Annotated in this window: 12 protein-coding genes; 7 read left to right on the top strand and 5 right to left on the bottom strand. The window is 40.3% G+C overall.

Annotated elements, in window-relative coordinates:
* The first annotated feature begins 3 nt into the window (after positions 1–3).
* Entirely contained in the window at positions 4–2,376 is a 2,373-nt protein-coding gene (locus D3P12_RS09860) for a GAF domain-containing protein (RefSeq protein ID WP_118195065.1), read from the top strand.
* Positions 2,377–2,389: 13 nt separating this feature from the next.
* Here D3P12_RS09860 and D3P12_RS09855 read toward each other — a convergent pair whose 3' ends face one another.
* Positions 2,390–3,052 (bottom strand): hypothetical protein, encoded by a 663-nt coding sequence (locus D3P12_RS09855; RefSeq protein WP_118195063.1) that lies wholly within the window; start codon positions 3,050–3,052, stop codon positions 2,390–2,392.
* Positions 3,053–3,278: 226 nt separating this feature from the next.
* Here D3P12_RS09855 and D3P12_RS09850 point away from each other — a divergent pair, with 226 nt between their 5' ends.
* Positions 3,279–4,439: a serine hydrolase domain-containing protein gene (locus D3P12_RS09850; protein WP_118195061.1), complete on the top strand. Its 1,161-nt coding sequence runs from the start codon at positions 3,279–3,281 to the stop codon at positions 4,437–4,439.
* Here D3P12_RS09850 and D3P12_RS09845 read toward each other — a convergent pair.
* Together D3P12_RS09845 and D3P12_RS09840 are read right to left on the bottom strand one after the other, a co-directional pair.
* Positions 4,423–5,313: a glycerophosphodiester phosphodiesterase family protein gene (locus tag D3P12_RS09845; protein ID WP_118195059.1), complete on the bottom strand. Its 891-nt coding sequence runs from the start codon at positions 5,311–5,313 to the stop codon at positions 4,423–4,425. The two genes, D3P12_RS09850 and D3P12_RS09845, sit on opposite strands and share 17 nt — an antisense overlap.
* A gap of 22 nt (positions 5,314–5,335) precedes the next feature.
* Positions 5,336–7,303, bottom strand: coding sequence for a polysaccharide biosynthesis protein (locus tag D3P12_RS09840; protein WP_205941091.1), 1,968 nt, complete (start codon positions 7,301–7,303; stop codon positions 5,336–5,338).
* A 226-nt stretch (positions 7,304–7,529) separates the two neighbouring features.
* Between D3P12_RS09840 and D3P12_RS15680 the strand changes: the two genes are divergently transcribed.
* The 3 genes from D3P12_RS15680 to D3P12_RS09825 all read left to right on the top strand — a co-directional run bounded on the left by D3P12_RS15680 (position 7,530) and on the right by D3P12_RS09825 (position 12,853).
* Entirely contained in the window at positions 7,530–7,865 is a 336-nt protein-coding gene (locus D3P12_RS15680) for a four-helix bundle copper-binding protein (RefSeq protein WP_118195057.1), read from the top strand.
* A gap of 332 nt (positions 7,866–8,197) precedes the next feature.
* The gene (locus tag D3P12_RS09830; protein WP_205941090.1) at positions 8,198–11,347 is read left to right on the top strand and encodes a SusC/RagA family TonB-linked outer membrane protein; all 3,150 of its coding nucleotides are present in this window, start codon (positions 8,198–8,200) and stop codon (positions 11,345–11,347) included.
* 21 nt (positions 11,348–11,368) lie between these two features.
* Complete coding sequence (locus D3P12_RS09825) at positions 11,369–12,853, top strand: RagB/SusD family nutrient uptake outer membrane protein (protein ID WP_118195055.1); 1,485 nt, start codon at positions 11,369–11,371, stop codon at positions 12,851–12,853.
* Positions 12,854–12,935: 82 nt separating this feature from the next.
* On the opposite strand, the gene D3P12_RS09820 is transcribed toward D3P12_RS09825, so the two are convergent.
* Together D3P12_RS09820 and D3P12_RS09815 are read right to left on the bottom strand one after the other, a co-directional pair.
* On the bottom strand, positions 12,936–13,625 hold the full coding sequence (locus D3P12_RS09820) for a DUF421 domain-containing protein (RefSeq protein ID WP_118195053.1): 690 nt from the start codon (positions 13,623–13,625) through the stop codon (positions 12,936–12,938).
* A gap of 10 nt (positions 13,626–13,635) precedes the next feature.
* Entirely contained in the window at positions 13,636–14,622 is a 987-nt protein-coding gene (locus D3P12_RS09815) for an aldo/keto reductase (RefSeq protein ID WP_118195051.1), read from the bottom strand.
* A gap of 417 nt (positions 14,623–15,039) precedes the next feature.
* Here D3P12_RS09815 and D3P12_RS09810 point away from each other — a divergent pair, with 417 nt between their 5' ends.
* Together D3P12_RS09810 and D3P12_RS09805 are read left to right on the top strand one after the other, a co-directional pair.
* A complete protein-coding gene (locus tag D3P12_RS09810) occupies positions 15,040–16,248 on the top strand; it encodes a PepSY-associated TM helix domain-containing protein (protein WP_118195049.1) in 1,209 nt (402 codons plus the stop codon).
* Positions 16,249–16,279: 31 nt separating this feature from the next.
* Entirely contained in the window at positions 16,280–16,423 is a 144-nt protein-coding gene (locus D3P12_RS09805) for a hypothetical protein (RefSeq protein ID WP_205941146.1), read from the top strand.
* Positions 16,424–16,492 lie beyond the last annotated feature (69 nt).

Raw genomic sequence — 16,492 nt, 5'->3', positions numbered from 1 at the left:
AAAATGAAATTAAACATATTAGACATTGCTGAAATCGGAGACTATCCATTTTCAAATGCAGACATAAAGATCTCTTTCGACAGTTTTTTAAGATATCTGAAAGAAAGAATAAAAAACAGACAAGCTCTGAATACTTCATTTTTAATGGAAGTTCTCCAAAGGATTGAAAGTGCAATAGAAAAACATGGCGAAATACGAACAGATAACGTATCACTTTTCGAAGAAGAGCTTTCTCTTATATACAAATGCCTCACGTCACCCATTCAAGATGAATCACAAACCTATTGGGCACTCGCCGCTCCTATCGGGCAATGTATATTCTATGGTACCGAACCATTCTATAATCTTTTGCAAGAACAGTATTGCGAGGTGGTCAACAAGTTAAAAGGAATCGACCAAGAAAATGAGGAGGCTGGCAATAAGCAAAGACAAGTGTTTTATTCGTTGATCATCGAAAAACTTTATGGTATCACGTTCAACCAAAAACACGAAGTTATTCGCTCCGTCTCCGATCCGAAAACGGGCTTACTCAGATACTACCGTGTTAACATAAACAATCAATTCATTGATGTACATATCCACGGCAAGATACCTACACTTAATTATCAAGAGATAAGAAGTCTCAGTACAAAAAAATTCGATTGGAGAGATCTACAGAGCCGGTTACCTTTAGATCAGTTCACATTTTCAGGTTTTTCAATTTTGACCGTGGATGACGTAACCATTAGCCAGTCGCTCGAGGACATTAAAAACCTCATTATTCATTCGAAGGGAAGAGACCCGATTGAAGACCGATTAATCCTATCGTTAAAAACCATCGTTGGGAATCCGCATATTGAATTCGGACTTGTCCCCTTCTTAAGGATAAACGATAATATTGTTTTCGACCGCTTCACGCAACAAAATAGCATCATTCTTGATCTGCTCCGTAAAAGTGATATTCCCACAGACCGGATGGATGTTATCATCGACCAATACCTTAAAGAACCGGAAATCTTGTTTTTTAATACTGGTAACCTACCAACTCATGACAATGAAAAGGTGAATCTACTTTTTCAAGGCTTTTTAGTCTCCCCGATAAAATCCTACGCGCTTATTCCCGTTTATCACAACAGCGAACCAGTGGGTGCACTCGAAATCTATACGCACCAAGAGGGCATCTTAAACGAGAGCTTGTTAGTTAAGTTAAGCGACGTGCCTCCACTGTTGGGCCAGATACTCCGGGATAACGCGGTTGACTTTGAAAACAGTATTGACGATATCATTAAAGAAAAATTCACCTCTTTACAGCCAGCTGTTCAATGGAAGTTTAACAAAAAAGCATGGGAATATAAAAAAGCCTTGGTACCTGACCAACCGAAACCTATTATTCAGGACATCAAATTCGAACAAGTATATCCGCTTTATGGTGCGATTGATATAAGGAATTCTACTATTGAAAGGAATGCAGCCGCAGCTGCCGACCTAGAAATCCAACTGAAGCTCTTGCACGATGTCCTTCTTAAATTAGCCGATTATAGTAACCTTGCTTTCCTGGAAGAGCTCACCCATGTCTGCGAAAGCTGGATTGACAAGATAGAGTCTGAAATGCTGAGCAATATTGAATTGTCAGTAAGTGACTTTTTAAATAAAGATGTGCCTGAAACCCTGAAATACTTCAAATCGCACGACAAACAAGCAGGTGAAATTATCAGGGCTTATGAAAATGCCTTGATCCCCGAAACGGGAGAAGCTTTCAAAAACCGTCGTGCTCTCGAATCATCTATCAAGCTTATCAATACAGCCGTCAATTCATATCTCGAGATGTTTAATGATGAAATACAGAACTCCTACCCTTGTTATTTCGAAAAATTCAGATCGGACGGTGTAGAGTATGATATTTACATCGGACAATCAATAGCGCCGAAAAAACCATTTAATATACTATATTTAAAGAATATACGATTGTGGCAACTTACCTCTATGGCAGCCATCGGTAGGGTAACTCACAGTCTGATAGAGCAAATGGAAACTCCCCTCCAGACAACTCAGTTGATCTTTGTCAACTCTTCACCAATCGACATTAGCTTTCGTATCGATGAACGACGTTTCGATGTCGAAGGGGCATATAACATACGATATGAAATGGTCAAAAAGCGAATTGATAAAGTCCGCATCAAGGGGACGAATGAGCGCTTGACACAACCAGGAAAAATAGCGTTAGTGTATTTCAGTCCTAATGAAATCCGCGAATTCAAAAACTCCATAAGCTATCTCCAAAAGAAAGGGATGCTTCTCTATGACTTAGAAGACGTAGAACTTGAAGAGTTGCAGGGAGTTCATGGATTACGTTCACTGCGCGTAGGGATCCAATTGGAAGAAAATACCACAAACTGAGTTTACCAGGTATTTATCCGATTTCTATATCCAGAAAAGTTTCAGGTTCATGACCTGCCGCGTATGCATTCTTAATCATCTCATCCGTCGACACACCATTCAGAGTCTCCTTTACACTTAAATATTGTTTGGAAATATAGTTTAACGATTTTCGCAGAGACTCCTGTTCATTAATGTCCAAGGTTTCTAAAATAAGCATAATAAAGGAAGCAACAGAGAAAAGGAATTGATACTTCACCAATGATATTGGCTCTTTGTAATCAACTTTTAAATCCCCCTCCGCATCAGCATATAGATTAATTCTGATTGATTTTTTCTTAACCTTGCCCAAACTCGCCGATATTTCGAATGCAAACTCGCGCCGAAAATATTTGTTGATCTCGGCCTGACTAAGATTCTCAGCAGTGGTTGACGACAGAAAATTCAGAATATGTTGCTTTTCAGGATGTTTTGTTCGATGAAGTGATGAAAGTACGTGTGCGGTAAGTCCCAATGTCAGCATAATTTTCTCTTTAGGCTCAACAACAGGTTTCTTTTTCCGGGCGTCGATGAGGTAGTAATATCCGTTTTCTGTACCAATATTAAGTTCGACGAGTTTCGTTAAGTTAGATTTTCTATATCTGGTCCAAGCATAAATGCCAAAAACGGACGCTCCAACTGCAGCAGCAATCCACATATTCTGTTAAATTTAAGTAATTGTTTATGTTTAGTTCTAAAACGCTAATATCGGACTTTTTGCTACATTTATCTTAAGAATAAATTAAATATATTTTAACATATATATTATATTACGTAGAACAGACCTCAACCACTTTAATTAAATAAAAATTTCTTGCTCTGATAGGAAAAAGATGTTACATTTAACTCCCTTAAAATAATTCCTTTAAATAAAAACCTAGTTTATGAAAAGACGAACGATCTGTATCCTGCTCACCATTTTCTCAGCTCACGTGTTTGCTCAAAAAAGCAAACCTTCTGATGCAGCGATTAAACAAACGGAAAAAGAAATACATTCCATCATGGAACAATTTGATGCAATAGGCATCGCGGTTGCAGTTGTTAAAGATCAGGACATTATTTATTCAAATAATTTTGGCTACCGTAATTTAGAAACTCAGGAACCATTGGAAACGAGTGATATCTTCCGGATTGCTTCTATATCAAAATCCTTCTCCGCGACAGCGGTTATGCAGCTGGTCGAACAGGGTAAAGCATCCCTCGATGATGATTTGAGTGAGCTGATTGGCTTTAAAGTAAGAAATCCAAGATTCCCTAATACGATTATTACCTTGCGGATGGCACTTTCACATACATCCAGCATTAGCGATTCAGAGGGTTATTTCAACCTTGACATCATTAATCCCAACAAAAACCCTGATTGGGCATCATCTTATAATGACTATGAACCTGGTACAGATTACGAATACTGCAATCTTGGTTTCAATATGATCGGAACCATCATCGAAAGAATTTCAGGCGAACGGTTTGATAAACATATCAAAAAAACAATATTAGACCCTCTGAGACTCTACGGAGGCTACAATGTAAATGCGTTAGATAGCAATCGTTTTGTGACTCTTTATAGCTATGACCCAGACACGAAAAAATTCACCCCTTCACCATCAGCTTATGCGCCAAGGTCTGAAGAAATTGCAAACTATACGATGGGCTATAGCACTCCTGTTTTTTCTCCAACCGGTGGAATGAAAATTTCAGCAATAGACCTCGCAAAGTACATGACTATGCACATGCATTTTGGTTCAGTGGTCGGAACAAAAATTATTTCCGAGGAAAGCGCGAAAATAATGCAGACACCGGTAGCAATTGAAGATGGCTATGGACTGGCTTTACTAAAATCTTCAGACTTAATCGACGGAGTAACGCTCACCGGGCACACCGGTTCGGCTTATGGCCTATACAGTGCCATGTTTTTCAACCCAGATGAAAAATATGGTTTTATCGTCGTCACAAACGGAATAAATATACCTCCTACTGACGATGTTAATACATTTCAGAAGGCTATAATAACCAGTTTATATACGAATCTTATTCACTCGAAATAGCTTCAGCGACTTCGATAGGATAATCAGATTCCAAAACATCTGCTCCATCGGCGACAATGTCTCTATACGCTTCGGCTCTCGCAGTTTTGGTTTCTAATTTATCATAGGTCGATGCCGAAGATATCATGCATTTTACCCCTTTGGCATGCAACAAATCATAAAGCTCCTTATTTTCAGGCTTCACCTCAGGTCCAATATAAGCCATGACCTGCTTCCAAGGGATTCCAGCTTCATCGTATTCATGAAACTGCTCTACGCTCTTGATATGAGCCGAGAACATACTGTGTGGATTCTTTTCAAGATAAAATAATGCTTGTGCTGGTGAGTGAACCGTTAACATCACAAAAGCTTCTGCATTGAGCTCTTTAATCAGGTCAGCCATCATCGTAGGTGGAACGTCCTTAATGTCTAAGTTTAGAATCGTCTTACCTCTTGCCCATTCAATGACTTCTTTCAGGGTTGGTATTGTGTAGGGTGTTACATTACCGTCTCTATCTTTCAGTTGAAACCGACTCAGTTCATCGAAGTTATAGTTTGCTAACCTACCGTTTCCTGTCGTCGTGCGGTCCAATGTTGCATCATGCATCAGAACAATAATGCTGTCCTTCGTTAGGCGTGGGTCAATTTCATAAAATGCCGGTGTATAACGAAGTGTATTTTCGAATGTAGCGATGCTGTTTTCAGGAAAACCTGCTATCATCCCACCCCGATGACCACTGATAACAACCGTCGCATCCGCATCGTAGCGAAAGAATTCATGCAGCTGCTTGGGGTTTTTGAGAGAGATCACGTGTAGTTCCCGCTTTTGGGCAGAAACTGTTGATATAAAAAGTAAAGACACAACGATGGTTGCAAGCGTTAGCTTCAATTTCATATTAAAATTATGTGGGTTTTAATTAAGCTTTTGCAGTATCAATACGTTTCAGATTATTTTCAATCCGCCGGTCTAGCTTCTCAAATTCAGAGTTCTTACTCTTAAATTCGGGAATGATCTGCTTCATTTTGAAAACCGTATTTTCTTTGATCTGTAATTTATTGATTTCCAACAAATCTTCAACTTCCTCTGCTATCTCCTGGTATTTATAACTGCGAACTCGTGCAATGCTAATTTTTTCATGATGTGTCGGGATCGTCTCTTCAGCACTAGCCAGCAATTCCTCGTAAAGTTTCTCTCCCGGACGCAAACCTGTGAATACAATCTTGATATCCTTATCCAATTCCAACCCAGCAAGTTTAATCATCTTTTTAGCCATATTAACAATCTTAACCGGCTCGCCCATATCAAACACATAAATTTCACCTCCTGTACCCATTGTTCCAGCTTCGAGAACTAACTGTACAGCCTCTGGAATGGTCATGAAATAACGAGTAATCTCGGGGTGGGTCACTGTAATTGGGCCTCCTTTCTCAATCTGCGAGCGGAATCGTGGTATAACAGAACCATTCGAGCCTAATACATTGCCAAACCTGGTTGTGATAAAGCTTGTCTCACCATCGAGATAGCTATTGAGAGCCTGAATATATATTTCCGCCAAGCGCTTACTCGCACCCATAATATTAGTTGGATTTACAGCCTTATCGGTCGAAACCATTACAAATTTTTTCACACCGAAACGCACAGACAGATCTGCTAGATTTTTGGAGCCACGTACATTCACATTAATCGCCTCAAAGGGATTATTTTCCATCAACGGAACATGTTTATAGGCCGCAGCATGATAAACAACCTGAGGTCTGTGTTTCTCGAAAATTTCCTCCATACGATGATAATCACGAACATCAGACACAAACAGCAAAACCTTCACATCAGGAAAGTCTTCTTCTACCTCCAACTGTACATTATGCAAAGGAGATTCAGCATTATCACATAAGATTAACGATGACGGTCCATAAGACAAAACCTGGCGGACAATTTCCGAACCGATTGAGCCTGCTGCCCCCGTAATCAAAACTCTCTTTCCCTGAAGATCTTTTCTAACTTCTGTCTGATCGATCATAATAGGGTCGCGTTGCAATAAATCTTCAATACGTAGATTTTTAATCTGCTTTTTATCAAGTTTACCAGAGAGCCATTGATTTGCTGGTGGCACGGTTAGAACCTTCAAACCTAGCCCCACCGCCCTTTCGACTATTTCTTTATTGTTTGGTTTATCTAAACCCTCATTAACCACAACCAACTCATCAATCCGTTTCCGATTCACCAAACGTTCAAGACTGTCGGGTTTATAAACCTTTTTTTGCTCAAGATAACTATTTAATCTTGTCGGATCGGTATCAATAAAACCTTCAACACGATAATTGACATCGCGATTGCTTTCAAGACCATGCTTCAATAGAACGGCATTTTTATCGGAACCGAAGATCAAAACTCTGTGTAGTTTTTTGTTGTATACATTTCTGGTCAAAATAAAAAAGACGCTTTTCGCAAAGACGCGTAACGATGCAAGTAAGCAAGTGCATATAAAAAAGTTTACAATAAGAATTAGCCCAAACTTTTGAACGCTACCGCCAATTACTGACTTGCCGAACAGTAGCATAGCAACATAAAATAAGCCACTGAAAGTAACCGTTGCGGCAAAGATCCGAAACAAATCTTTTGTATTAGAATATCGCAATAAACCTGTGTGTAAACGTCCGAAATAGACTACCGGTAAGGCGACGGCACAATAAACGCCTGTATAGATAATGTATTGACTAAAGTCAATGTTTTGAAAATCGAACAAATTTACTAACCCAAAAGCCAAGGTAAAAGACATGTAGATAATTACCATGTCTGCCAAGAGAACCATCCAATGTGGAAGGTGTTGGTCATTCAAGAGAAAATCTTTTATTATTCTCAGTCGACGAAGTCTAGGTGCAATCATATATTTGTTTTTATACCAATCCTGATATCGCTTTCTAAAAAGCAAATATCTTGCCTAATATTATTTAAATATTAATCATCCGAATAACTTAACATTAAAATAACAAATTGGTTTTCTTCATTGAAAGAAAGGAACTTGAATAAAATCAAAACATTTTACCAGCTTGATATGTTGAACTTGATATATTGAAGTTGAATGTGTTACAAACGACGAGAGGAATATCATTATGAAAAATTACCATTCATTCCAAAGCTGCATTGAGGCATGCTTAAAATGTGCAGCAATCTGTAATCACTGTGCATCTTCTTGTACCAAAGAAGAAGATGTTAACATGATGGCTAATTGTATACAACTCGACATGGAATGTGCCGCCATTTGCTATAGTGCGGCACAACTTATGAGCTTGGGAAGTGAAAAAGCCATCGATATATGCAGGCTTTGTGCCGATATTTGTGAAGCATGTGGCAATGAATGTGCTCAACATACACATCATCGCCATTGTCAGGAATGTGCTGAAATATGTCATTTCTGTGCACAAGAATGCAGAAGTATGGCTGCTTAAAAAGTATTTTAGCTAGCCTGTAAGAGCAAAAGAGCACCCTTCTATTATTAATTCCACATTGAAACCAGATAATCGTTTTCAACCTGTTGCCTTACGACCTAAATTATCGTAAATTTTTATTTCTTTTAATAGAATTGTTTACTATTATTGTATAAGGAAGTCGACCAAGAAAGAAAGATTGGCTCACCCTCAGAAACCAAACAAACTTAATTCAGTAAATGAACAGCTATATCATTAGATAGTCATCATTAGATAGTCAAGCACTACAGTGATTTAGTTGAACACGGTAACGTACACGTTATAATAATATTACAATCTTAAAAAATGATTCTATGGAAAAAAAACCGACAATTAACAGATTGAGGATTCCCGGTTTCCTTCTTCTAATGCTTGCTCTAAACGCAAATGCGAATGAGCCGCACGCCCTGGCATACTTTGAATCCGTGAAAAGCAAAGTGCACACCAAGCTGCAAGAAAATCAAGCGGTGCAACAGTTTACTGTCCGCGGAAAAGTGACTGATAGTGAAGGTACGGCCTTGCCGGGAGTCAATGTAGCCTTGAAGGGTCAAACGACTGGTACTACAACCAATAATGAAGGCTTGTATACACTCGAAGTCCCTAACGGTGAAGGAACGCTTGAGTTCTCGTTTATCGGATTTACCAGCCAGGAGGTGCCGATCAATAACCAAACTGAAGTTTCCGTTGTTTTAGCGGCTGATACAGAAGATTTAGAAGAGGTTGTCGTGATCGGGTACGGTACCAGAAAGCGAACATCGGTTACTTCCTCAATCTCGAAGATTGAGAACGTAAAACTAGATCAGGTTCCTAACGGTCGTATCGAAAATACACTCGCGGGCAGAATAGCAGGTGTAAGTATTAATAATACCCGCAACACACCTGGTAGTGCACCTCAAGTCAGGGTCAGAGGTCTCGGATCTATCAGCGCGGGCAATAACCCACTCGTTGTAATCGACGGGTTTCCGGGTGGAAGCTTAGGACAATTGAACATGAATGATGTCGAATCTATTGAAGTACTGAAAGACGCCTCTTCAACAGCTATTTATGGTTCTCGCGGTGCAGGTGGTGTTATTATGGTTACCACCAAGCGCGGGGCTGAAGGAAAAGCCAAATTGCAACTCAATTCCTACTATGGTGTCGCAAAAGCGATCGTCCATGACGATTGGTTAACCGGACAGGAATGGTATGACTACTTGACTAAATATCAAAATCGCGAGTTCGTATGGAATGGTGGCGACCCCAGTCTTCCTATATTTGGTGATAATCGTCGTCCAATTACCTATCAGGTCAACCCTTTGGCGAAGGATTTACCACAAACGATATGGCAAGATGAAGTGCTGCAAACTGCTCCTATTCAAAATCATAGTCTGTCGATAAGTGGAGGCGGAGAAAAGGCACGCTACTATGTATCCGGAACCTTTTCTGACGAAGATGGCGTTATCAAAACTGCAGGGTATAAACAATATTCAGCTCGTGCAAATGTAGATGTCAAAATCAACGACTTTATAGATTTAGGCGTTGAAATCAACCCCGCTTATAACAAGACTAGAATCGCAGGTTCCAACATGGTTTCATTGGTAAAATATCCCTCTTTTGTAGGTACAGAAAAAGTAGAAGGGAAATATCCGCGTACTTATGACTATATTTCTACTGGGCATTCGGGTCAGGCAAGTCCCTATACGTTTTTATATGGTACAGAGAGCTATAGTCAGTATTTTACAAACATTGGGCGGGCCTTTGTCAACTTCACCCTTCTTGAAGGATTAAGTTTAAAGACTTCATTGGGTACCAATATTACCTATGGTTCAACTGACTATTGGCAAGGTGGAATCGGTGACAAGCAGGTGAATACAAACGGTCGCGCTGGTGATTCAAGAACCTTTGATCTGGTGAATGAGAACGTTTTAAACTACAATAAAACCATTAACGAAGATCACGATATCGGCGGTATCCTCGGAGCTTCCTTCCAGCAGGCAAAGTCTCGCTCGCTTTCGATGGCCGCAATTACAAATTCGTTTAACAACGATATAATTAAAACATTAAACAATGCCATTATTAATCCCGAAGCGACTACACAGACGAAAACTGAATGGGGGTTAATCTCTTATTTCGCACGTGCAAACTATGGATATAAAAACAAGTATTTAGTTGAGGCATCCTTCCGTATGGACGGCAGTTCGCGCTTCGGACAAGAGAACAAATGGGGACACTTCCCTTCTGCTTCTGTTGCGTGGCGTGTTTCTGAAGAAGACTTTATCAAGTCAATACCGAGCATCAGCAATATGAAACTGCGCGCCAGCTATGGGGTAACAGGTAATTTTAATATCGGTAACTTCCAATACTTAGGGGCCGTAGGAATTGTTAACTACTCGCCTGGCAACGAATCCGGAAATGCAATTGCACAAACCTCATTGGAAAATCAGGCCCTTTCTTGGGAGAAAACCAAAGGTTATGATCTGGGATTTGAACTAGGCTTATTCAGCGATCGGGTAAATATTGTGTTCGACTATTATGATAATCGGACAACAGATATGTTGTATAACATGAACATTCCTGCAATTACCGGATTTAATAATACGATCAGTAATATGGGTGAGGTTAGAAACCGAGGTATAGATCTGGAACTGACAACACGCAATACTACCGGCGATTTCAAATGGAGCAGTTCTTTTAACCTGTCACACAACAAAAATGAGGTAACAGACTTAGGTGGTGTCGATGAACGTATTTATGAATATTGGTCTATGGGATTTCTACTAAGAAAAGGCGAACCCATGTTTTCTTTTTTAGGATATAAAATGAACGGCATCTTCCAAAATGAAGAGCAAATCAATTCATTACCGCACCTGGCAGGCACCAAGCCTGGTAACCCAATCTTACAAGATACCGACGGCGATGGTGATATCACTCCGGCAGACCGTGTTGTGTTAGGTAGCTTTCAGCCTTCTATGCTATTAGGGTTTACCAATGATTTTTCTTATAAAAATTTCGATTTAAGTATTTTCATCAATGCTTCACTCGGCGCTGAAATGTTCAACGCGGAAAACCAGTACTATGAAGGAAATACCTTAGGCGCTATGAGAAGATCCTTAGTAGAGAATCAATGGTGGTCTGAAGATGAGCCAGGCGATGGCAAAACTCCTGCTGCTGCATTGTCACAGTTATTCGGCTACAACACAAATACAGATTACTATATAGAAAATGCGTCGTTCTTAAATGTTAGAAATATCAATTTAGGGTATACCTTCCCGAACATTAAAGAAGGTAAAACAGGTATTCAGAGTCTGCGACTATATGCATCCGTTAATAATCTTTTCTACATAACCAGCAGCGAAAATCACTCATATAACCCTGAAGGTGCCACACAGGGAGAGGTAGACGGTATCAACAGTACGCCAGGTGTGAACCTTGGCTCCGAACCTATTAATCGTACGTTCGTTTTCGGTGTAAATCTTGGATTTTAAAATTTATTAAAAACGAAAATCATGAATAAGAATAAATTATATATTATCGGTTTACTTCTTTCTTCATTAAGCTTTACAGCTTGTCATGATGAACTATTAAACCCAGTCCCTGAATCTACTCTGACAACAGCGAATGCGTTTGAAACCGCGGCAGACATCGATCTGGCGACGCTGGGCGTATACCAAAGTTACCAGGCTCGCATTCCAACCGACTATGAATTGATGGAAACGCCTTCTGATAACATGTATGGGTCATATTTTGCAACCGCTCCCGGCATGGCAGAAATCGCTTTGCTGGACGTAAGCTCAGATAATCCCAAACTCAATACATTTTGGAAAAATAGCTACAATGGCATATTCAGAGCTAACTCAGTGTTGACGAACATTGAAAAACCGACAGATTATGCCGAGGGACAAAAGGAGAAATTAATGTCAGAAGCTAAGTTTATGCGGGCTCTATTTTACTTTGATCTTGTGCGAATTTTTGGCGGTGTTCCCGCAGTTACTACAATAATCACAGAAACAGAAGCCAAGGAAATTCCCAGAGCCAGTGAGGAAGAAATTTATAACCTGATTATTGCTGATTTAAATGACGCTAAGAACAACCTTCCAAATCCTGATGCAACACCAGCAGGTCGGGCTTCAAGTGCAGCAGCAGCAGGGCTTTTAGCCAAAGTACATGTATACAGAAAGAATTGGGCTGAAGCAAAAACAAACTTAGAACAGCTCCTTAACAACTATAGCTTCTCTTTGGTTGCCGATTATAAAAATTTGTTTCAAATAGCAACGGAAACCAACAGTGAAGTTATTTTTACCATGCCCTTTGTTAGTGGCACAAATGGTCAGAATCTAACTTATGCCCTGTCTCCTCCGGGTGGGATTTATCAAACCATTAACAACGGTAGCCGCGTTGCCAGACCGACTTGGGATTTACACAAGGCTTACGAAGAAGGTGATACACGCTTTGAAGCTACCATTACCGAAGAGCAGATTCCTTTTGCATGGAAACAAGGGGATCCGCCTATCTGGTATCCTTATTTCAACAAATGGATTATACCAGTGGAGATATCAAACAGCTCCGGTCTAGACATTCCGGTTCTACGTTTGGCCGATATGATTCTTCTTTATGCGGAAGCTTTGTATTATTCGGGTCAAACCGCAGAGGCATTAACCCAACTAAATAAAGTAAGGGCGCGAGCCTTTAAAAACAGTGATCATAATTATACTGCTGCCGATATTGCCAACGAAGAAATGTTTTTGGACAAGTTACTTCTTGAGCGGCGCTTGGAATTAGCTGTTGAAAATAACCGTTGGTTTGACCTGGTCCGCACCGGTCGCTTTACAGAAGTACTGACCAGTATAGAAGGTGAATATAATCCATCGACAGGGAAAGCTGTAATGATCAATGTAAATGCCAAGCCTTTTATGAAATATTTCCCTATTCCTTATGAGCAGATTCAACTTTCATCACCGGGCGTATTGAAGCAAAACGAAGGTTATAAATAATATACATGAAAGAAAAGACGAATGTCTTATTAAAAATAAAGCCATCAGAAGTAGTCTGATGGCTTTATTTTTAATAAGGATCTTATGTAATCCTCCGCCGATTAATGGCCTTTACCCATTCTTCTGTTTTGCAAATATCACATACAACCCTGGCAACGGATTCTAACTGCAGCGTATTTCCACAATGAGCGCAGGCGTAAAGACCTGAATCTTCGATTGTCCGACTTTTTTTACGATATTCATCAGGTAAAATTGGTAAACCGGGCTTTACCTCTTCGTCGGAATAATAAAAAACACTCAACCTACCCGTGTCTTCGAGAATTACGCACCGCAATTGACCAAGGTGTTCCACACTCTGCGCCCTTAGCTGACTAAAGAATTCATCGGAACCCAATTCGTCGTTCGGCATCTCTTTAATACACAGTTTGCCGTCTCGTATTATATAATGTGGTTCTCCTTCAAGGAGTGCTTCAGCCTTATCGCTTCTGGCAATCAACAAGATCATCAATCGATAAGCGGACAGTACAACGACAAAAACAGTCAACGCGTGTAAAACACCAACATCGTCATAGAACATTGGGTCCCCCGCAGCCGAACCCAATGTCACAATCATTACCATCTCGAATATCGACAGTTGCTGCACTTCGCGCTTGCCAGCCAGACGCAACGTGACTACAGCCGCGACGAACATAATCAACGTTCTTATTACAATTTCAATAAAAAAAGAATAAGGCTGATCGCTGAAGAATACCCGAAACCAATCAATTTCCATATCAGTACAATTATCTCAGTTGCTCAACTTCCTTGGTGATGAAATCATAATCTTCATCAGACAATTGGAAACTACCCGCCTTGGCGTTTGCGATACTCTGTTCTGCGTTTCTAGCGCCAGCAAGCGCGATGGTAATTCCAGGATGCTGAACCGTCCACCGAAGTACAACCTGACCCAAGGTAGCCTGATGCTTTTCAGCAATCGGCCTGATCTTTTCTAAAAATGCATTGGTTCTCGTAATGCTTTCATCCGTAAAGAAAGGATTCTCAGCACGATGATCTCCTTCAGGAAACACTTGCCCTGCTTTCATTTTTCCAGTAAGGAGTCCGCGTTCCATCGGACTATAAGCTAGAATGCTTTTATTTTCCTTTATACAAAATGGTAAAAGTTCTTCCTCAATGCCCCTGTTCACCATGGAAAATGGCACCTGATTAGACACAAGGTCACAAACGCTTTGCGCCCGCTTCATTTGTTCGACATTGTAATTGCATACACCAGCATAACGTACTTTTCCCTCTTTTATTAATTGAGCTACAGTTTCGTATGATTCTTCAATGGGTGTAGAGGGGTCATCCCAGTGAATTTGATAGAGATCGATATAATCGGTTCCTAAACGTTTTAGAGATTGCTCACACTCATAAATTATACCGTCCCTACCAGCATAACGGCGAAAATCAAATTCCTTACCCTCATTATCGACACTTTTCTTTATAAAAACCCCTTTTTCAGTATCCCAGCGAGAAGCAAATTTTGTTAAAATCTGGACTTTATCACGGGGGATGTCTTTAATGGCTTCCCCTACTAATTCTTCACTGGTTCCCTGACCATATATTGGCGCCGTATCAATGCTCGTCACTCCTTCCGAGATACCGGCTTGCATAGCCTTAATAGCTTCTCTCCTATCCGTACTTCCCCACATCCATCCGCCAGCAGCCCACGCGCCGAATGTGATAATTGACAGTTCTAAATCTGATTGACCAAGCTTTCTATATTCCATGCTTTCTATTTTTTATTTTGATTCTTTAAATGCAGAACCAAAGTTAAGGGATTTTGTTTTGCGACTGAACCCAGTTTTATACTCTTATAAAAATACAGTATTAGAACTGTCATTAACCAGTGGTCATACGGTCGTTATACAGTCCATTTACCACAGATTGACCACTGTTAGAGGACTGTTTAACCACTGTTTAACCACTGTTTGTCTAGCGGAGATGTTCCAGAAATCCAGACGCATTTCCGGCTATTTCGATATCACCCTGAAAAGAGGGATATCCGACATTATTAGGAATCTTTCTAAATAAAATCCTTCTACTCTTGTTTGGACTAATTATAAATAATACTTTTGTCACGGTATTATGACAGTTTTAAGGTAACTCAAAAAAATTGAACGTTTCCATCAGCTTTAGCTAAACACATGAAAGCAACGACTATAAAAAATTGGTTCCATATCCATAAATGGACGAGTTTGATCAGCACTATTTTCCTTCTCATGCTCTGCATTACGGGTCTTCCCCTCATTTTTACAGAAGAAATTGACCATATGTTGGAAGATGATATCGAGATCGCCGCGCCAGCAAATGGTGAGGAAGCCAGCGTGGATATGGTTATTAAAGCAGGAATGGACCATTTGCCGGGAAACGAAATGAAGTACGCCTTTTGGGATGAAAAACATCATCCGGGTCAGGTATTCCTAACCATGGCCGATTCATCTGAAGCACCGATCGAAGCGGACCATTATTTGACTATGAATGCCAAAACAGCTACCGTTCTTGAAAATCCTCCAAATGAAATGACATTTATGCTGTTGATGTATTATCTCCATGTGGAAATGCTCGCTGGAATTCCGGGCAAGCTGTTTCTTGGTCTGATGGGAACGTTGTTTTTCGTAGCCATTATCTCTGGAGTGGTTCTGTATGGTCCTATTATGAAGAAATATGATTTCGGGATGATCAGAGCCCAGAAATCTAAACGTTTAAAATGGCTTGACCTGCACAACTTACTCGGTATCGTTACGTTGGTATGGGCAAGCGTTGTTGGTCTGACGGGGGTTATCAATACCCTCGCCGACCCGGCAATACAGCTGTGGCGGGCAAATGACCTCGCAGAGATGGTAGCTGACTATAAAGATCAACCCAAAGCGAAAGGTGAGCTGGCCTCTTTAGATGATGCCATAGCGAAAGCAGAAGAGGCTGCCCCCGACATGGAGGTGTCTTTCGTTGCCTTTCCGGGTACACTCTATTCCAGCAGCCATCACTATGCGATTTATTTAATAGGTAATACACCACTTACGTCACGCATTATTAAACCTGCGTTAATTGACGCGAAAACCGGTGAATTTACGGCTATTAGAGATCTTCCCTGGTATTTAAAAACGATTTTGATTTCACAACCCTTTCACTTTGGAGACTACGGGGGTTTGCCCATGAAAATCTTATGGACAATTTTTGATCTTGCTACCATCGTTGTGCTTATATCCGGGTTGTATCTTTGGTTTGCGCGTCGAAAGGCAAAATCAGAACAATTAGCTCGTTTAGTAAAGAACGCGGAATACCTGTCCGCTGCTCAAGAGAAAGAGGATGAATTTGAAAATGAAAAAGAAGCATTAAAACAAGATGGCAACTAGCGCACGTAAACAAATGATTAAACTTTGGGGTATGCCTATAATTCTTGGTGTCCTTACGATGGTTGGGCTAATATCAGCCATACTCGGTGTTGGGTTCTGGCATTATGTTTCCTGGCTGACACTCAGTGTTCCACTTTACTATTCATTTAAGTACGGAGCCAAATTCTTTACGTAGAAACATCGTCTTAGTTTCTCCCGATAACGTCTTAACTTCTCCCGTTAGCGTCCTATTTTATCCATGCTA

The organism is Pedobacter indicus, assembly GCF_003449035.1.
GTDB lineage: Bacteria > Bacteroidota > Bacteroidia > Sphingobacteriales > Sphingobacteriaceae > Albibacterium > Albibacterium indicum.
This window is presented reverse-complemented; position numbering and strand designations above follow the sequence as displayed.